Below are 18,173 nucleotides of genomic sequence, written 5' to 3' on the forward strand. Positions count from 1 at the left end.
CCAGCTCAAGAGATTTATCAAAAAGTTGCCATACAAAGCATTATGGCCTCCCCGGCAAGCGGAGAGGCCATAAAACTTTAAGTGAGGAGGGCTACTGCCCTAATCCTAGGACTGTTCCTTACGACGAAGCGCCTTCAGCTCGGCCTGAGCACGAGCTTTTTCGATAGCGTCGTCATCCTGCAGATGGGACTCAGACTCGGAGGCGTTAACCTCATCAGCCCATACTGCATATTCCGCGAGGATGGTGACCTTTTCCTTAGAAATGGAGAGGAAACCACCCTGCACGGCTGCAACGAGCTTGTCGCCGCTTACAGGACGAATGGTCACAACGCCGTTGTCGACCAGCTGGCCGAGCATGGGCTCATGACCTGGCAGCACGCCGATCTCACCCTCAGTGGTCTGCGCGGTGACGATGCTGGCCTGACCAGACCACAACATGCGCTCCACGGAAACCAATTCCACGGTGATGTCAGCCATGTGCTTGCCTCCCCTACTTCTCGGTCATCTTCTTGTAAGCAGCCTCGACGTCATCCAAGCCACCCAGACCGTTGAAGGCCTGCTCTGGGTAGTGGTCAAAGTCGCCGTTGCAGATACGCTCGAATGCCTCGATGGTGTGAGCCAGAGGAACATAAGAACCTGGGATACCAGTGAACTTCTCTGCCACGAAGAAGTTCTGACCCAAGAAACGCTCAAGACGACGCGCACGCTGGACAGTAATCTTGTCCTCTTCAGACAGCTCGTCCATACCAAGGATGGCAATGATGTCCTGGAGTTCCTTGTTCTTCTGCAGGATGTGGATAACGCGCTGAGCTACCTCATAGTGGCGCTCACCGACAACACCCGGCTCGAGGATACGAGACGTAGATGTCAGCGGGTTCACTGCGGGGTAGATGCCCTTAGAAGCAATAGCGCGGTCGAGCTCCGTCGTCGCATCGAGGTGAGCGAAGGTGGTAGCCGGAGCAGGATCGGTGTAGTCGTCGGCAGGCACGTAAACAGCCTGAAGAGACGTGATCGACTTACCCTTAGTAGAGGTAATGCGCTCCTGCAGAACACCCATCTCGTCTGCCAACGTTGGCTGATAACCCACGGCAGAAGGCATACGGCCTAGGAGGGTAGAAACCTCAGAACCTGCCTGGGTAAAGCGGAAGATGTTGTCAATAAACAGAAGCACGTCCTGGTGCTGTACATCGCGGAAGTACTCCGCCATGGTCAGACCGGACAGAGCCACGCGCATACGGACTCCTGGGGGCTCATCCATCTGGCCGAACACAAGGGCGGTGTCCTGTAGAACACCCATCTCTTCCATTTCTAGGAAGAGGTCGGTGCCCTCACGAGTACGCTCGCCCACGCCTGCGAACACCGAGGTACCAGAGAACTCGCGAGCAATACGGGTGATCATCTCCTGGATAAGAACGGTCTTACCCACACCTGCGCCACCGAATAGACCAATCTTGCCACCCTTAACGTACGGGGTTAGCAGGTCAATGACCTTAATACCGGTCTCCAGAATCTCGGTCTTGCCCTCAAGCTGGTCAAAAGGTGGTGGGTCGCGGTGGATACCCCACTGCTCACCATCACGGCCAAGACCTGGCTCATCAAGGCAATCACCCAGAGCATTGAAGACGTGTCCCTTGACTACGTCACCAACGGGAACTGAGATCGGCTTACCGCTATCAGTAACTACAGCACCACGAACGAGACCATCGGTCGGGGCCATGGAAACGGCACGTACCAAGTTATCGCCGAGGTGCTGAGCAACCTCAAGGGTAATGGTTTTAGCGACTGCTTCGAGGGTGACCTCGACAGTCAGCGCGTTAAACAGTGCCGGCAACTCGCCACGCGGGAATTCCACGTCGACGACCGGACCGATGACGCGCACGACGCGGCCGGCGATAGCCGCCTGCTGCGTGTTCTGCTCTTCAAGAGCTGTGGTCATAATCTAGTCACTTTCTCCGCTATCGCCGAGCGCGCTAGCGCCGCCGACGATCTCTGTGATTTCCTGGGTGATTTGTGCCTGACGCGCCTGGTTAGCAACACGCGATAGATCCTTTACAAGGGCCGTTGCGTTGTCTGTCGCAGACTTCATTGCGTTACGACGTGACGCCGACTCAGCAGCTGCCGCTTCGAGGAACATAGCAAACAAGCTACGAGAAACGTACTGCGGAAGCATCGCCTCAAGCAGAGTATCTGCGTCTGGCTCAAACTCAACGTCTGGAGTAGGTTCTCCTGCATTCTGCAAAATGCCTTCATCGCTGATCTTAATTTCCTCGGTCTCAATGACCGGTTCAATCGGAAGCAGCTGCTGAACACGCGCGGTCTGAACCAGCATGGATTCAAACTCGGTATACACAACGTGAACTTGGTCGAAACCTTGGATGGGGTCGCCCTCACCTGTGTTTAGACCCTCGCGGTATTTTGCAGTACCTTTCGATCCGGCGATAAAACCATCGATGAGATGACGACGCACACTATGGGTCTCTTCCCAAGATGGATCCTGAGAGAAACCGGTCCATGCGCCTGCGACGTCCTCGCCACGGAACTTATAGTAGCCGACAGCTTTGTTACCAGTAACGTAGCGAACTACCTCGTAGCCGTTGTCTTCAAGCAGCTTAATAAGCTCAGCTGCCTTCTTGAACACGTTGTAGTTATAGCCACCAGCCATGCCACGATCACTCGAGATCACGAGCACGGCGGCGCGCTTGCCGTCTTCACGCTCGTGCAGCATCGGGTGATCCAAAGAGCTAGCTGCGGCCAGACGTTCCATCACCTTATGGATCTCGGTGGCGTAAGGCTGTGAAGCCTCGACCCGTGCTTGAGCTTTAGTGATACGCGAAGTCGCAATCAGCTCCTGGGCCTTGGTGATCTTCTTAGTAGAGTTGACGGACCGGATTCGGTCGCGTAGCTCACGAAGATTAGCCATGGGTCTTTCGCCTCCCTTCTTTTCCTTGTGTGGTCATGGTTCAGGCTTTTACGCCTTACTTCTTGACCGACAGCGTGTTCTTCTTAACCTGGTCTGCAGGCAAAGCCTCGACCTCAGGTTCGTTGATCACGACTGTGCCGGCGGTGGTCTGGAACGTACGCTTGAACGTCTCTGTTGCGGAAACCAAGGTTGTCTGAGACTCCTCAGATAGCTGAGTTCCGCCCGCAATCTGTTCAAAGACCTGTGGAGCGGTGCTGTGGAGGTACTCAATCAACTCGGACTCGAAGCGACGGACATCCTCGACGGGAACGTTATCAAAGTGTCCATTGCCTGCAAGCCAGATAGAGACGATCTGGTGTTCAACCGGCTGCGGAGCGTTCTCGGCCTGCTTAAGCAGTTCAACGAGACGTGCACCGCGATCCAGTTGGGCCTTAGAGGCAGCATCAAGATCAGATGCGAAGGTAGCAAACGCCTCGAGGTCGCGGTATGCGGCGAGGTCGAGACGAAGAGAGCCAGAAACCTTTTTCATACCCTTGGTCTGAGCCGCGCCACCGACACGAGAGACGGAAACGCCGACGTTAATAGCGGGGCGAACACCCTGGTTAAACAGGTCGGACTCAAGGAATACCTGACCATCGGTAATCGAAATCACGTTGGTAGGAATAAAGGCGGAGACGTCGTTAGCCTTGGTTTCAATGATCGGAAGTGCCGTCATCGAGCCTGCGCCCATCTCGTCGGAAAGCTTTGCAGCACGCTCCAAGAGACGAGAGTGGAGGTAGAAGACGTCGCCTGGGTAAGCTTCGCGTCCCGGCGGGCGGCGAAGCAGCAACGAAATTGCGCGGTATGCCTCAGCCTGCTTGGTCAAATCATCATAGATCACCAAGACGTGGTTGCCCTGGTACATCCAGTGCTGGCCTAGAGCTGCACCTGCGAATGGGGCGAGCCATTTGAAGCCCGCAGAATCAGAAGCTGGAGCAGCCACAATAGTGGTGTATTCCAGAGCGCCCTGCTCTTCAAGAGTCTTACGGACGGCTGCAATGGTGGAGCCTTTCTGACCAATAGCAACGTAAATACAACGAACCTGCTTGGTCTTGTCGCCGGACTCCCAGTTTGCCTTCTGGTTCAGGATTGTATCGATGCATACGGCAGTCTTGCCGGTTTTACGGTCGCCAATAACTAGCTGACGCTGGCCACGACCGATCGGAGTCATTGCATCAATAGCCTTGATACCAGTCTGCATCGGCTCCTCAACTGGCTGACGCTGCAGCACAGAGGGGGCCTGAAGCTCAAGAACGCGCTGTTCTTCTGCTTCGATGGCGCCGAGTCCATCAATCGGCTGGCCAAGGGGGTTGATAACGCGACCAAGGAAGTTGTCGCCGACAGGGATCGAGAGAACCTCGCCCGTCCGCTTTACTTCGTCGCCTTCTTTAAGAGATTCATAGTTACCCAAAACCACAACACCGATGTGATCAGTATCAAGGTTCTGTGCGACGCCGATGACGCCGCCGGGGAACTCAAGGAGCTCATTTGCCATGACTGAAGGCAGACCAGATACCTGGGCAATACCATCAGCTGCGGAAATGACCACGCCGACCTCCTCACGGGAGGCCTCCGCGGAGTAGCTCGAGGTGTAGTTCGCAATCGCGCTACGGATCTCATCGGAGGAGATCGTAAGCTCCGCCATGTTCTTCCTGCTCTCGGTTGTTTCTTCCAGCATTATTAATTAATTGTTTCGTCGTGTCTGGCTATACGAGGCTCGCACGGAGACGCTCGAGCTTGCCCGAGGTAGATCCATCGATGACTTCGTTGCCGACTCGGATGATCAGTCCACCGAGGAGGCTGGGATCAACCTCAGAGTGGATGCTCATCGCACGACCATAAATGCGCTCTAGTTTCTGTACCAGTGCCTGGTTTTGCTCATCGTTCAACGGACCAGCAGAGACAACATGCGCAACGGAACGGCCTTGTAATGCAGCCGCTTCCTTGGACAAAGCGTTGATGTCATCGATGGCGTTGGATTCACGGCGACCAATAACCTGAAGTGCAAGGGCCTCAGTCACAGCCGTGACCTTGCCATATAGCACCTTCGCCAGCAGTTCACGCTTCCTCGTACGGTCCGCGCTGCGGTCATCAAGAAGCAGCGTCAACTCGGATTCCTTTTCCAGGATCCGAGACAAGCGGAAGAGCTCGTCTTCAACCTGTTTTAGCTGTCCTTGTCCTTCAGCTGACCTCAGGAGTGCCCGGCGACCCAAGGTAATCAAGCCTGCGCGGAATTCGCGAGGATTAGACCACAACTCGCGTGCTGCAGAAATCAGCACTTCGAGGGTAGCAGGCGAAACCTTTCCGGCGAACACAGCAGAAACCAAACCGATACGCTGGTCGGCCGTCGTGGATGCATCTGCGACGGCGATGCGCAATCCACGCTCGCTGTCCAAAGCATCTACGACGTCGAAAAGCTCAGCGCCCGTCTGCGCTGCAGTAGCGATTGCGTTTTCTTTGGCCTCCCACAAAGCTACATCTAGGTGAGAGATCACGCGTGCTAGTGCGTCGCGGCTCGCTGCGTGCATAGTGCTCACTTCCCTGCCGGAGACACGGTGTCGAGTTCAGCCAAGAACTTGTCGATCGTGCCAGAACGCTTCACGTCATCGGAGAGCTGGTCTCCTAGAAGGCGCTCGGCAAGGCTAATCGAGTTCTGGCCCATCTCGCGGCGAAGCTCTTCGACGACCTGCTCACGCTGAGCGGCCAACTGCTTCTCACCGGACTCGATGATACGGTTGCTCTCTTCGGTGGCTTTTGCCTTCATATCAGCTTCGATCTGCTTGCCCTTTGCGCGGGCATCCTCACGGATCTCTGCTGCTTCGGCTCGTGCCTCTGCGAGCTGAGCATTGTACTTTTCAAGAGCTGCCTTAGCTTCAGCCTGTGCAGCCTCTGCACGCTGAATGCCCCCCTTGATCCGGTCCTCACGCTCAGTCAGGACTTCTCGATATTTAGGAAGAACGAACTTCTTAAATAGGATCGAGACGATTACGAGCACGACGAGCGACCAGACGATGTCGTAGCTGGCAGGCAAAAGAACGCTGGGGGATTCCTCCAGCGGCAATTCTTGAGCCTCAGCGAGGTAATTAATGACGTCCGTCATAATCTCGGCTTTCGTTTCGGGTGGTTGGAGGAATTAAAGGATGAAGCCTGCAACCAGACCGATGAGGGCAAGAGCCTCGACGAAAGCGATACCGAGGAACATGGTGGTACGGAGCTGGCCGGCCATCTCAGGCTGGCGAGCCATGCCCTCGAGTGCCTTACCAACGAGGATACCGATGCCGAGGCCCGGGCCGATGGTAGCAAGGCCGTAACCAACGGTTGCGATGGAGCCGGAAACTGCGGTGTCAGATGCAGCGAGGATGGCTTCGTTCATGAGAGGTTCGTTCCCTTTCTAAGTGCCCCATGTAAATCACGGGGCTGAGTGTCAATATTTCGAGAATTATGATCCGCGGTTCTGCGGGGTCAGTGTTCGTCGGCGTGCAGCGACAGTTCAAGATATACGGCGGACAACAGGGCAAAAATATAAGCCTGAAGGAAAATCACCAAAAGCTCGAACAGCGTGAACGCAATCCCCGCGACGAGTGTCACGGCAGACAGCGCGGTCCAACCATTCAGCTGCCAGAAGAAGAAGTTCGTAGCAGAGAACAACAGAACCAAAATGATGTGTCCTGCGAGCATGTTGGCCATAAGACGCAGGGTCAGCGTGGCCGGACGCAGAACGAAGGTCGAGAAAAACTCGAGGGGCACGACAAGTAGATGCAAGATCGGAGGAAGGTTAGGGATGACCACCGATGACTTGATGTACTTGAAGAAGCCGTAGCGCTTCGCACCTGCATAAATAAACGCAATGTAACCAAACAGTGCCAGAACGAGCGGCATACCAATGCGCGCGTTAGGCGAAATGTTTAGGAACGGGATGACCGAAGGAAGGTTGCAGAACAAGACGATGAAGAAGATGGTGGCGATAACCGGCAGGAACCGGTTGCCTTCCTTCTTCCCCAAAATATCTTCTGCAATGTGGATTCGGACAAAGTCCAAAAGATACTCAGCGCAGTTCTGGAGACCCGAAGGAACCAGCTTCGGGTTACGCATAGCGACTACAAAGAATATTACGAGGACAAGCGCCATAAGCAGGCGGACGAACATCAGACGGTCGATTGTGAACCAGCCGTTCGCAACGTCGGCGAACCAGATGGGATCCGGGAAAAATTCGTGATCCAAGGAGGGCGCGTGAAATTCGCCCTTCATGGCCAATGTTGTAACGCTCAGCGTTCTCTCCCGCGTTCGGGCCGCATATTACCCGCTCAAGCGAGTGTGCGGTGCGATGGACGTCTGAAAACTCTCTGCGACCACCACGGACTCCGTCGCACATCAGCATGGCGATCGCAGGGGATCTCGCTTAAAAGCTTACAACCGCAAACTTAAGCAACCCGCGGATTACCCTATCAGGCAGTTCATTGATTTTCCCATATAGCCCAGTCCTATAAACACCCCCTTGATGTCAGAAACTTTAATTAAGGCAATAAGCGGGGAAAATGCAGAATTGTGACGTCAATCACTGTATGTTCTTAGGGGTACTACCCCTGCCCCCCCTACCCACACATGCGCATGCCATTCCACCCCACCAGATTCAGGGAAAGAGGATAACTTTATAGTCGCTTCCTTGCCTTTTATCTCCCCCACCAAACCCGCCGAAAAAAGCTGCGCCAGAGCCTCCCGCCTAGGCAAGCTGACAAAAGTCTGCGCGCAAAACAAAATACTGTTTGATTACAGTACAAAACGGGGCTATTCCACGATAGAAATTTTCTAGCGCGAAATAGCCCCAACAAACAACCACACAAGATTCTTTGGCTACCCAAAGGGCTACAGCCCTTAGCTCACATAAGTCACCTTTGAAGTAATCACACCCCAGACTTCACACGCAAGCACCACAACCAATGCAAGAACGAGTGTGACAAGAAATGCGTATTTATCATAAAAATCCACACCTCGGATGCTCACCAGAACAATAATAAGAACAACGATCTTCAGTAGCCATCCCCCCAGCACTATGGCTCCGGTAGTCGCAGCTGAGGTATTTGACGTTACCAACACGCTCAGGGCGGTAAGTAATACAAAGCCACCGCCAATAGCCGCACCGAGCAGGACTCCCCATATACCAGGAAGATCCCGGGCCCAGCCCCAGGCCACTAATGAGACCAAAGTTATTAGCGTTAACGCACCGCAACCATATTTCAGAGCCCTTAGCAATGGACGCCGATGATCGTCATAAGGTGAAGCGCTTTGGCCGGGATTCAAATTAGTCACGAGTTGAGATCCTATCTAGATCACTAGTTATTTAGGAAAACTACGGCTGATCATGGGGCTACCTTGCCAATGCAAAATCCGTTTGCCTCAGCCGAAGCCATATAACAAAACCTAGCTTCCTAGCCATGAGGCATCATTTCCGCACAGCTTTTCCCAGTTCGTTAGCACGTCGCACTGGGCCACGCGTGGCCAGGAAAGCTATAAACATAGCGATCACAATTCCGATGACCGCGACAACAGGCGGCACAATCGAAAATGAAACCGCTCCAAAGGCTACAACGGAAACCCATAAGTAGAGAACCAGCACTACACGGCGATGAGTATGCCCAAGAGATAACAGTCTATGATGCAGATGCATCTTATCTGCGGAAAAAGGAGATTGCCCTTTACGTACTCGCCGGACAACGGCCATAACCAGATCTAACATAGGAACAAAAACAGCGGCAATCACTACAATGATCGGAGACATAAGAGCGATAACATCCACGGTTCCATAGAGACTCATATCGATTTTTCCGCTCGCTGAGGTGGATGCCGCCGCAAGCAAAAGTCCAATCAGCATAGAACCCGAATCCCCCATAAAAATTCTTGCCGGCTCAAAGTTATGAGGAAGGAAGCCTGCACACATTCCCACAAGAGCTGCCGCGATAATTGCCGGAGGATAGGCCGATACCATGCCCCCTTGGTCATGGAGCACCGTCATGGAGAAAACCAGGATCGAAAGCCCTGCTATCATGCCGAGCCCTGCAGCCAGACCGTCGAGTCCATCTACAAAGTTTATGGCGTTAATCAGCGTCACCGTAAACAAGACCGTCACTATGGTTGACGCAACTTGATCAAGAATAACGGTGGTGCCACCACCAAAAGGGACATAAAGCAATGACCAGGTCAGACCAAGAATACTCATCACAACTGATCCAAGGATCTGCCCAAATAATTTGGTTATGGCATCGAGCTCGTAAAGATCATCAATAATCCCCACGGTAACAATGACTACCCCAGCCCAAATCACGGCACTCATCTCTGGCGTAATCGGCTGAAACCCTCTGGTCAAGGCTGGAAGCTGGTCCGCAAGGAATACTGCGCCAAGAAACCCCGTAAACATTGCCACGCCACCCAGCCGAGGCTTCGGTTGAGTGTGGACGTCACGCTCACGAATTTCTCCCATGCGGCCCGATCGGACCATGGAATAACGAACAATGCCCGTAGTGAGGTACGTCAGCGCAGCAGCCACCAAAATGACAAGCGCCAACTCCCTCATTGGCACACCAGCAACTCCAGCGCCCATTTAGCGTAATATCTCCACATCAAGATCCAGCACCTCTGCAATGCGTTCAGCGCTAATTGCGCCCTCTCGCAAAATTCGAGGCGAAGGTCCAGAAAGATCAATAATCGTTGAGGCCGTGCCCACTGGCGTTGCGCCTCCATCAAGGTACGCACTCACGGCATCTCCCAGCTGTTCTTGGGCGGCTAATGCCGTAGTGGCAGGCTTTTGCCCAGAAACATTAGCCGAAGATACCGCCATCGGACCGGTTTCCCGCAGGAGCTCAATTGCAACAGGATGCAACGGCATACGCAGCATGACTGTGCCACGAGTGTCGCCTAAGTTCCACTGCAAACTCGGCGCTTGAGCAACTACGATACTCAAGGCACCTGGCCAGAATGCCTCTATAAGCGTTCTCATCTGTTCTGAGTAGGAATGAACAAGCCCGCGGGCTGTATCCCAGCTTCCTACTAGCACGGGCACAGGCATATCAGGACCGCGCTGCTTGGTGGTCAGAAGTTTTGCCACCGCATTGTTATCAAACGCATCGCAGCCGATGCCGTAGAGAGTATCCGTAGGCATCACCACAAGGCGACCATCTTTGACCGCGTCACTTGCTACCTTGAGCGCAGCGTTACGAATACTTGCATCACTGCAGTCATAAATTCTGCTCACGATATATTTTCTTTCGTCTTATGGTGTAGAGATGGATAATCTCTCCCGATGTCCGGGCACAACTACGTTCTTTTTAAGGAAGCTTACTCGCCGTAACAAATCGATTTCGACCCGTAAGATCCTTCACAACGGTAATCTCTTCAAATCCGCCATGAGCGCGAAATTCTTGGAGTACGGCTAGGGACGTTGCATCATCATGTTCTATCCCTACTCTCCCATGGGGCGCCAAAAGTTCATGGATCACAGGAATCAAAAGTTTGATCATGTCCATCCCGTCTTTACCCGAGAACACGGCCATTGCCGGATCGTAATAAACCTCAGGAGTAAGATCAGGCGTTTCTGGCACATACGGAGGATTGCTTACAAGCACGTCTACAGTTCCCATCAATGGCCTCAGCACATTCGGATCTGTTGCATCTCCAATGATTAGGTTCACGCTAGGAGGAAGATTTTCCTGGGCATAGTGGGCAGCAGAAGGAGAAAGCTCCACTGCAGTAACCTTTGTCGTAGGGACGAGCGTTGCGACGTAAGCCGCTAAAGCCCCCGACCCGGTACACAGGTCCACGACTGTTTCTCCGCCACTAAGCTGTTGTACAGCCCAATCAGCAAGCACTTCTGTTTCTGGACGCGGGATAAAAACTCCAGGGCCGACTTTCAGTATAAGTGGACCGAACCACGCTTTTCCTATGATGTGCTGTAACGGTTCACGTTGCGCGCGACGTGCAACAAGCGCCTCAAACTGATCCGGGGTAGGTTCGCGCATACGCAACCCAAGCTCCATGAGCGTACACCCCAGAAGATGCGCAGCTATGATCTGAGCATCGTTACGCGGGGAGGCCACCCCAGCTGCTTCCAGGGTGGCCTCGGCGTCTCTCAGAGAAGTAATTAACACGAAACTACTTTACTCAGCTTCCAGACGTTCCGCGCGTTCTGCGGCCCGTAGTGCAGTGAACAGGTCATCCAGTTCACCGTTGAGCACTGAGTCAAGGTTATTCGCCTTAAAACCGATACGGTGATCGGAGATCCGGTTCTCTGGCCAGTTATATGTACGGATGCGCTCGGAACGATCCATTGTGCGAATCTGCGCAGCACGCCCTTCGGCGGCTTCCGCCTCAGCTTGTTCTTCAGCCATAGATTGCAGACGCGCGGCGAGAACCTGCATGGCTCGAGCTTTGTTCTGAATCTGTGACCGTTCCTTCTGACAGGTAACAACCAAACCAGTAGGAAGGTGCGTAATACGCACAGCAGAGTCAGTCGTGTTCACACCCTGACCTCCCTTACCGGAGGAACGGTAGACGTCGATACGCAAATCTTTGTCGTCGATCTCAATCTCCGCTACCTCGTCAGGCTCTGGATACACCAGCACACCTGCGGCAGAGGTTTGGATGCGGCCTTGAGACTCTGTAACCGGAACACGTTGCACACGATGGACTCCGCCCTCAAATTTGAACACGCTCCAGGCTCCATCACGAGAAGGCGTCTTTGATCGGATAGACAGAGTCATATCCTTGACACCTCCCAAATCAGACTCGGAGGAGTCCAAAACCTCGATAGCAAAGCCGTGCTTATCCGCATAGCGCTGATACATGCGCACCAGCTCGCCGGCGAACAAAGCAGCTTCCTCGCCACCTGCGCCTGCTTTCACCTCCATGACGATGTCATCGCCATCATGTGGGTCACGAGGCGCGAGAAGATCCGCAAGTTGTTCTTCAAGAACCACAACTTCAGTTTCCAAGCGAGCTGCCTCTTCTTGGAATTCATGGTCCTCGTGTGCCATCTCTTTAGCTACTTCATAATCATCTCTGGCCTGCACCAACTTGTTATTCACATTGATGATCGGCTGTAGCTCGGAGTAACGCTTAGACAATTTCCGAAACAACATCTGGTCGCCCATGGTTTCCGGGTCGGCCATCTGAGCTTCAATACCCTGGTACTCCGAGACGATGTCATCGACTGCTGATACCTGGGCCATTACTCCTCCTCGGCGTCTGCAGCCATCGGCGCACTTGAAGCGATCTGCATCAAGAACTCACCATTAGATTTGGTCTTCTTAAGCTGCTTAATAAGTAAGTCGATGGCCTGTTGGTTGTCCAAGGCTGCGAGAATCCTGCGCAACTTATGCATGATGCGAGCTTCTTCAGGAACCAAAAGCAGCTCGTCCTTACGAGTTCCTGACGGGTTAACGTCTACTGCGGGGAATACTCGACGCTCGGAGATCTTACGGTCCAGTTTGAGCTCTGCGTTGCCGGTGCCCTTAAACTCCTCAAAGATCACGGTGTCGCCTGCAGAACCAGTTTCTACCATTGCAGTAGCAATGATGGTCAGCGAACCACCATTTTCGATGTTACGAGCCGCACCCAGGAAGCGCTTTGGAGGATAGAGGGCGTTCGAATCCACGCCACCGGACAGGATACGACCTGAAGCAGGCGAAGAGTTGTTATAAGCGCGGCCAAGGCGAGTGATGGAATCTAGAAGCACCACAACGTCTTGTCCTTGTTCTACGAGTCGTTTAGCACGCTCGATTGCCAACTCGGCTACAGCAGTGTGCTCGCTTGGCGGACGGTCGAAGGTAGAGGCAATAACCTCACCCTTGACGGAGCGCTGCATGTCGGTGACTTCTTCAGGGCGCTCGTCGACAAGCACCACCATCAAATAGCACTCGGGATTATTCGTGGCGATGGCATTAGCGATGTTTTGCAAAATCGTAGTCTTACCAGCTTTTGGCGGAGACACGATAAGCGCACGCTGGCCTTTGCCGATAGGCATAATCAAGTCGATCACACGAGTGGTAAGGATCTTCGGCTCTGTTTCCAAACGCAGTCGCTGGTTCGGGTACAGCGGAGTGAGCTTAGAAAAGTCCGGACGAGCCTTAGCTTCTTCTACGGACATGCCGTTGACAGATTCAACGCGAACCAACGGATTGTACTTTTGGCGGTTGCGTCCACGATTATGCCCATGATGCCCGCCATGGTTGTTATCGCCGTTCATCCGAACCTGTCCGGTGATGGCATCGCCAGCACGTAAACCCAAACGACGAATCATCTGGTTGTTAACGTAGACATCTGCAGAGCCTGCATGATAGCCCGAGGTCCGCACGAAAGCGACATTGCTATCCACAATGTCGAGGATGCCGGCGATGTTCTGCAAAACCTCGTCTTCACGGGGCTCAATGTTGGAGTTATCCCGATGATCGTCGCGGTCACGACCCCGACGATTACGGCGGTTACGACGGTTACGATCCCCACGCTCGCCACGCTCATGGTGACGGCCATTGCGCTGACGAGGATGCTCATTTTCAGAGCCCTCACGAGTTTCCCGAGTTTGCGGCTGATCTGCAGCCTGCTGTTCAGAGGCTTCTCGACGCCCCGTTGCCTTCACGTTATCAACGGATGCTTCTTTGCGCTGTTCCTCATCGTTAGAAGATCGATCGCCCTCAGCGTGATTGTCCTCGCGCTGAGACGTCTGACGGTCTTCACGGTGTTCCCGACGAGCACGATTACGCCGAGCACGTCGAGCAGCCGAACGCGACTCATAGCGATTTTCATCCTCTGCATCGCCATTCTCGGAAACTCGTGCTACACCATCATTCGATTCGCTGGGCGTATCCGTTTTATCCTGCGGAGAATTCTCTGCAGGGTCGCGCTTCTCCGAAGAAACTTCTACGCGACGAGTCACACGGCGTCGCCGTGGCTTTTCTTCCTCTGCTGGCGAGGATTCCTGTGAAATAGGCTCACTGGAAGCTGTTTCATGAGTTGAATCCATGGTTCCTGTGGTCTTCAGAACGCGACGGCGACGCGACTTGGACTCCTTAGCTGGAACCTGGTCAGCTTTTTCTTGTTGTTCCTTAGATACTTCTGGAACCGAGTTTTCTACAGGTGCAGAGTCTTTCTCTGCTTTGGGGGCAGCCTGTGCTCGAGCATTACGCTTTGCTGCAGGCGCGGCACTATGCCCGCTCTGTGCAGCTTTTCCCCCCTGCGCGCCGCTAATCGCGGCGATAAGATCACCTTTGCGCAATGCAGAGGTGCCTTTTAGACCCATTTCAGCGGCGATCTTACGCAGCTCGGGCAGACGCAATGCAGCAAGATTACGCTGTGCGCCGTTATCTGTTGTTGTCACAGATGTCCTTTCATCGCCTTTACCAGAGGTAAAAGATGTCACCGGGAAAAGTATTCAACCAAGTGACCACCACTGGAAAGCATGCTGTGGAATTAACTGGATTCAGGTACTGATGGCGTAGGTGCCCGAGAATCCCTACCAAATGCATTAAGAACGCACACATGCGAGGGTGCATTATTTCGCCGGCGCGACCTTGACAGCAATTCGGTGGTGAACTTCTAAAGCGGGAACTGAACACTGCGTCTCGGGGCTATTATTCAGCGAAACGCGGTCAGTACAAAAATTATGTGAAGCTCGTAACGCAGTCTAACGCATAAATGCGTGTGAGGTGAACTCGAGGCAATTTTCGCAACTATGGTGTAAGTCATGCTCAGTACGATGCAGCCTATTCCGCTCAATCTTGCACAGATCCTCACCTATGGATCGCAGATCCATGCCGAGACCAAAGTGTCTACGTTTGAGGGCGACTCTATGCAAGAAACCACCTTTGCAGAGATCGCGGCACGCGCCGCAGCTCTGGCACATGCTCTCCGCGATGAGCTAGGCATCACCGCAGATCAACGCGTTGCTTCCATGATGTATAACTGCTCGGAGCACTTAGAAACGCTCTTCGCTGTGGGCTGCATGGGGGCTGTGTTTAATCCACTCAATAAGCAATTGATGAACGACCAGATCCGACACATTATCAATCACGCGGAAGATCAAGTAATCGTTGCCGATCAGCGGTTAGCCAAGCAACTAGGCACCATTTTAAATGAAGGCTGCCCGTCGGTCCGTTCCGTAATTTTTATCGGTCGCGATGATATTGCCGCTGCAGCGCGTTTTGTTCCGAGTAATATCACCTGCTATTCCTACGAGGCCCTCTTAGACAGCAGAAGCACAATCTATGACTGGCCTGTCATTGAAGAAAATAATGCAGTTGCCATCTGCTATTCCACTGGCACTACTGGAGCCCCCAAAGGAGTTGTTTACTCTCACCGCGCTCTCTACCTGCAGTGTATGAATTTGCGAACTACAGATTCTTTAGCCGTTACGCACGGTCAATCGTTCCTCTGCTGCGTTCCCCTCTATCACATTTTAAGCTGGTGCGTCCCCGTCGCAGCCTTCATGTCAGGAACACCACTAGTCTTCCCCGGCGCGGATGTATCTGGGCCTTCCCTGGCAAAGATTATTGCCACAGCGCTTCCTAGGGTCGCGCACGGGGTACCAACCCTATGGATTCAGCTCATGGTGCACTACATGCGCCACTCCCCAGAGCGCATGAGTTTGCAAGAGATCTATGTTGGAGGTTCCGCAGTCCCTCCTATCCTGATCAAATTGTGGGAAGAGCGTTATGGCGTTGACGTAGTACATGTCTGGGGCATGACAGAAACTCTCGCTATAGGAACAGTCGCTCGCCCTCCCTCAGGAGTATCTGGCGAAACCCGGAGAAGCTACCGAATCAGCCAGGGGCGTTTCCCTGTCTCCTTGGAGTATCGCGTTGTTAACGATGGCGAGGTTATGAGCGCTACCGACCGCAATCAGGGAGAGATCCAGGTACGCGGAAACTGGGTAACAACCCGCTACTATCACTCACACTCGGAAGAAGGTACGGGACCTGCTTCAACTTTCCGAGAACGCCATGTTGAAGATGCTCCCGAACAATTTACTTCCGATGGTTGGTTGCGTACCGGCGACGTTGGCTCTGTAACCCGAGACGGATTTCTCACCATCCACGACAGGGCTAGGGATGTCATACGATCAGGCGGCGAGTGGATCTATTCCGCGATGCTTGAAAATGAGATCATGGCGGCCACAGAAGTTGTCGAGGCCGCAGTAATCGGATATCCAGACCCCAAATGGGGCGAACGCCCCCTCGCTGTTACCGTGGTCTCTCCAGACATACCGTGTAATCACACCACAGCAGAACAGCTCCGCTCACGGCTTCGCGATACCTTCCCCAACTGGATGATCCCGGAATACTGGGCTTTTGTTGATTCCATCGATAAGACTTCCGTGGGTAAGTTTGACAAAATCGACCTGAGAAAACATGTTGCCGATGGCGACTATGAAATCATCTCTCTACCCGGTCCCGGACATTCTGGCGAGATTTCCTCATAATAGCCCACACCATACCTAAAGTGACATAAATCATAGACCAGTATGGAAGTGATACAACATGTCTTTTATGCTAGAAATAGACGTTACAAACCAGGCATCAACGGCATCCGCAATCAGGATGCACTATCTGCATTTGCGCCAAGGTTTGTTAGATGAGGACAATCCATGAACCAGCGAGCGCCCCGCCCTACCACCGACCTCTTCCCGGAGGCCCTAAGCCTGAGCCAAAAACAGCGCGAAGTGTTAGACACCGTCGCAAGCTTTGAAGATGGTGCCAAGATTCAAGAGCTTGCCGCAACCCTTGGTATGCACATCAATACTGCCCGTGGCCACTTAGATGAGCTTCTAGAACGCAAGGCGATACAAACTGTCACTGCTCCTAGTAAGGGTAGAGGGCGCCCCTCGCTGGTATATCGGTCCAGAATTCCAGACAACAGAGCCGTAGCCTCGGAATACGTAACGCTCATTAGAATTCTCGTGCAGCGTCTCGCAGCGGACAACACACCTTTGGAGTTAGCACGAGAAATAGGTCTTGAATGGGGTCAGGTCATGCACAAAACCTGTACCCCCAGAAAAACCCCTGCTATCTTGGCTCGGCGTCTCCGTCTCATGGGTTTTGATCCCATCGAGCATGAAGATGAACTACGTCTTTACTCATGCCCTTTTATCACTGGCGATGAAAGGCCCAGCAGATTTCTCTGCGCTATTCATGCTGGAATGCTCCAGGCATTAGTCCTCAATACAGATCTCGATGTAAGCCTCAAACCAGACGAAGGTCCTACATACTGCGCCATAAAGATCAATAGCAACACCGAGCGCCACGAGCACTAGGAAACGGTGACAGAAACCGGCTGAGCGACCTTCAGCGAAAGGACTCTTAAGCCGGCTTCGCGGGCGTCGTTAAGCACAGACTCATCGACCGGTTTTGTGGAGAGCACCATCACAGTGGGCCCAGCCCCTGAAAGATAAGCAGCGTAGCCTCTATTGCGCAACCGATTAACCCACTCCGCAGTCACAGGCAGCACGTCAGCGCGATACGGCTGATGCAACCGATCGCGCGTCCCCTCCCACAGGAGTTCCGGATGATGCTGCAAAGCAACAGTCATCACCGCACACCTGGACACGTTGAATCGCGCATCCACATGAGTCACGTCCGTAGGAAGGACCCTGCGGACGGCTTCTGTCGACGCATGGAAGTTTGGCACCAGTGCAGTAGCCATAATCGACTCAGCAACCGGGATGGTAACCGCTCTGTATTGCGGCTCCGTCCGGCCGTCTACTGGTATTTCCGTCCAAGAGACCACAGCCTGCCCCAGCACAGATGCCGCTGCATTATCCGGATGCCCTTCAAAAGCAGAAGATAGCTGCACTAATTGCTCATTGCTCAAAGGAAAACCCGCTAAACCATTGGCTGCGCATACCCCTGCTACGGCAGCCGCCGCGGAAGAGCCCAACCCACGAGACTGCGGGATAGAATTGTGACACACCACTTTCAGCCCAGGAGCTTGCACGTCCGCTGCTTTAAGTCCAGCGCGCAGTGCTTTCACAACAAGATGAGAGCCATCTAATGGCAGATTCCCCTGGCCTTCTCCGAAAACCTCTACACTAAGGCCCGCAGCAACTACTTCTACCTCAACGGTGTCATACAACGACACAGCAAGCCCTAATGTGTCAAAGCCAGGCCCTAAGTTAGCGGAGGAAGCCGGGACGGTAACTGAAACCTTTTTGCCTACTTCGAGCTCAATACTCATG

17 protein-coding genes are annotated in these 18,173 nt (G+C 53.5%); 2 read left to right on the forward strand and 15 right to left on the reverse strand.

Going from position 1 to position 18,173, the window contains the following annotated elements:
- Positions 1 to 105: 105 nt before the first annotated feature.
- From CpATCC19410_RS08950 to rho, 14 genes are all read right to left on the reverse strand, one after another.
- On the reverse strand, positions 106 to 477 hold the full coding sequence (locus CpATCC19410_RS08950) for a F0F1 ATP synthase subunit epsilon (protein ID WP_013241706.1): 372 nt from the start codon (positions 475 to 477) through the stop codon (positions 106 to 108).
- Between the two features lie 13 nt (positions 478 to 490).
- A complete protein-coding gene (atpD, locus tag CpATCC19410_RS08955) occupies positions 491 to 1,936 on the reverse strand; it encodes a F0F1 ATP synthase subunit beta (protein WP_014300624.1) in 1,446 nt (481 codons plus the stop codon).
- A 3-nt stretch (positions 1,937 to 1,939) separates the two neighbouring features.
- The gene (locus CpATCC19410_RS08960) at positions 1,940 to 2,920 is read right to left on the reverse strand and encodes a F0F1 ATP synthase subunit gamma (RefSeq protein ID WP_013241704.1); all 981 of its coding nucleotides are present in this window, start codon (positions 2,918 to 2,920) and stop codon (positions 1,940 to 1,942) included.
- A gap of 55 nt (positions 2,921 to 2,975) precedes the next feature.
- Positions 2,976 to 4,604, reverse strand: coding sequence for a F0F1 ATP synthase subunit alpha (atpA, locus tag CpATCC19410_RS08965; protein WP_013241703.1), 1,629 nt, complete (start codon positions 4,602 to 4,604; stop codon positions 2,976 to 2,978).
- 61 nt (positions 4,605 to 4,665) lie between these two features.
- On the reverse strand, positions 4,666 to 5,487 hold the full coding sequence (locus CpATCC19410_RS08970) for a F0F1 ATP synthase subunit delta (RefSeq protein ID WP_013241702.1): 822 nt from the start codon (positions 5,485 to 5,487) through the stop codon (positions 4,666 to 4,668).
- A gap of 5 nt (positions 5,488 to 5,492) precedes the next feature.
- Positions 5,493 to 6,059 carry a F0F1 ATP synthase subunit B gene (locus tag CpATCC19410_RS08975; protein ID WP_013241701.1) on the reverse strand — a complete coding sequence of 189 codons (567 nt, stop codon included), beginning with the start codon at positions 6,057 to 6,059 and terminating at the stop codon, positions 5,493 to 5,495.
- Between the two features lie 33 nt (positions 6,060 to 6,092).
- The gene (locus CpATCC19410_RS08980) at positions 6,093 to 6,332 is read right to left on the reverse strand and encodes an ATP synthase F0 subunit C (protein WP_013241700.1); all 240 of its coding nucleotides are present in this window, start codon (positions 6,330 to 6,332) and stop codon (positions 6,093 to 6,095) included.
- Between the two features lie 89 nt (positions 6,333 to 6,421).
- On the reverse strand, positions 6,422 to 7,207 hold the full coding sequence (gene atpB / locus CpATCC19410_RS08985) for a F0F1 ATP synthase subunit A (RefSeq protein WP_013241699.1): 786 nt from the start codon (positions 7,205 to 7,207) through the stop codon (positions 6,422 to 6,424).
- A 624-nt stretch (positions 7,208 to 7,831) separates the two neighbouring features.
- A complete protein-coding gene (locus tag CpATCC19410_RS08990; RefSeq protein ID WP_013241698.1) occupies positions 7,832 to 8,266 on the reverse strand; it encodes a Cg1360 family ATP-synthase-associated protein in 435 nt (144 codons plus the stop codon).
- Between the two features lie 133 nt (positions 8,267 to 8,399).
- Positions 8,400 to 9,554, reverse strand: a complete 1,155-nt coding sequence (locus tag CpATCC19410_RS08995; RefSeq protein ID WP_013241697.1) for an MraY family glycosyltransferase — start codon at positions 9,552 to 9,554, stop codon at positions 8,400 to 8,402.
- Positions 9,555 to 10,205: an L-threonylcarbamoyladenylate synthase gene (locus CpATCC19410_RS09000; protein WP_013241696.1), complete on the reverse strand. Its 651-nt coding sequence runs from the start codon at positions 10,203 to 10,205 to the stop codon at positions 9,555 to 9,557.
- Positions 10,206 to 10,278: 73 nt separating this feature from the next.
- Entirely contained in the window at positions 10,279 to 11,097 is an 819-nt protein-coding gene (gene prmC, locus CpATCC19410_RS09005) for a peptide chain release factor N(5)-glutamine methyltransferase (RefSeq protein WP_013241695.1), read from the reverse strand.
- Between the two features lie 9 nt (positions 11,098 to 11,106).
- Positions 11,107 to 12,177 (reverse strand): peptide chain release factor 1, encoded by a 1,071-nt coding sequence (gene prfA, locus CpATCC19410_RS09010; RefSeq protein WP_013241694.1) that lies wholly within the window; start codon positions 12,175 to 12,177, stop codon positions 11,107 to 11,109.
- Entirely contained in the window at positions 12,177 to 14,321 is a 2,145-nt protein-coding gene (gene rho / locus CpATCC19410_RS09015; protein ID WP_013241693.1) for a transcription termination factor Rho, read from the reverse strand. Before rho ends, prfA begins: the two co-directional genes overlap by 1 nt.
- Before the next feature lie 366 nt (positions 14,322 to 14,687).
- On the opposite strand from rho, the gene CpATCC19410_RS09020 reads away from it, so the two are divergent.
- Together CpATCC19410_RS09020 and CpATCC19410_RS09025 are read left to right on the forward strand one after the other, a co-directional pair.
- Positions 14,688 to 16,421, forward strand: a complete 1,734-nt coding sequence (locus CpATCC19410_RS09020; RefSeq protein ID WP_013241692.1) for a long-chain fatty-acid--CoA ligase — start codon at positions 14,688 to 14,690, stop codon at positions 16,419 to 16,421.
- 165 nt (positions 16,422 to 16,586) lie between these two features.
- Positions 16,587 to 17,252, forward strand: coding sequence for a helix-turn-helix domain-containing protein (locus CpATCC19410_RS09025; RefSeq protein WP_013241691.1), 666 nt, complete (start codon positions 16,587 to 16,589; stop codon positions 17,250 to 17,252).
- Here the strand turns inward: CpATCC19410_RS09025 and thrB are convergent.
- Positions 17,249 to 18,172 (reverse strand): homoserine kinase, encoded by a 924-nt coding sequence (thrB, locus tag CpATCC19410_RS09030; protein ID WP_013241690.1) that lies wholly within the window; start codon positions 18,170 to 18,172, stop codon positions 17,249 to 17,251. The two genes, CpATCC19410_RS09025 and thrB, sit on opposite strands and share 4 nt — an antisense overlap.
- Position 18,173: the final 1 nt, after the last annotated feature.

The sequence above is a fragment of the Corynebacterium pseudotuberculosis genome (assembly GCF_002155265.1).
In the GTDB taxonomy this organism is placed as follows: domain Bacteria; phylum Actinomycetota; class Actinomycetes; order Mycobacteriales; family Mycobacteriaceae; genus Corynebacterium; species Corynebacterium pseudotuberculosis.

Coding starts and splice junctions, on each gene's coding strand:
- CpATCC19410_RS08950 (WP_013241706.1), bottom strand. CDS start 477: ATGGCTGACATCACCGTGGAATTGGTTTCCGTGGAGCGCATGTTGTGG.
- CpATCC19410_RS08960 (WP_013241704.1), bottom strand. CDS start 2,920: ATGGCTAATCTTCGTGAGCTACGCGACCGAATCCGGTCCGTCAACTCT.
- atpD (WP_014300624.1), bottom strand. CDS start 1,936: ATGACCACAGCTCTTGAAGAGCAGAACACGCAGCAGGCGGCTATCGCC.
- CpATCC19410_RS08975 (WP_013241701.1), bottom strand. CDS start 6,059: ATGACGGACGTCATTAATTACCTCGCTGAGGCTCAAGAATTGCCGCTG.
- CpATCC19410_RS09020 (WP_013241692.1), top strand. CDS start 14,688: ATGCTCAGTACGATGCAGCCTATTCCGCTCAATCTTGCACAGATCCTC.
- CpATCC19410_RS08970 (WP_013241702.1), bottom strand. CDS start 5,487: ATGCACGCAGCGAGCCGCGACGCACTAGCACGCGTGATCTCTCACCTA.
- atpA (WP_013241703.1), bottom strand. CDS start 4,604: ATGGCGGAGCTTACGATCTCCTCCGATGAGATCCGTAGCGCGATTGCG.
- CpATCC19410_RS09025 (WP_013241691.1), top strand. CDS start 16,587: ATGAACCAGCGAGCGCCCCGCCCTACCACCGACCTCTTCCCGGAGGCC.
- thrB (WP_013241690.1), bottom strand. CDS start 18,172: ATGAGTATTGAGCTCGAAGTAGGCAAAAAGGTTTCAGTTACCGTCCCG.
- atpB (WP_013241699.1), bottom strand. CDS start 7,207: ATGAAGGGCGAATTTCACGCGCCCTCCTTGGATCACGAATTTTTCCCG.
- CpATCC19410_RS08980 (WP_013241700.1), bottom strand. CDS start 6,332: ATGAACGAAGCCATCCTCGCTGCATCTGACACCGCAGTTTCCGGCTCC.
- prfA (WP_013241694.1), bottom strand. CDS start 12,177: ATGGCCCAGGTATCAGCAGTCGATGACATCGTCTCGGAGTACCAGGGT.
- CpATCC19410_RS08995 (WP_013241697.1), bottom strand. CDS start 9,554: ATGGGCGCTGGAGTTGCTGGTGTGCCAATGAGGGAGTTGGCGCTTGTC.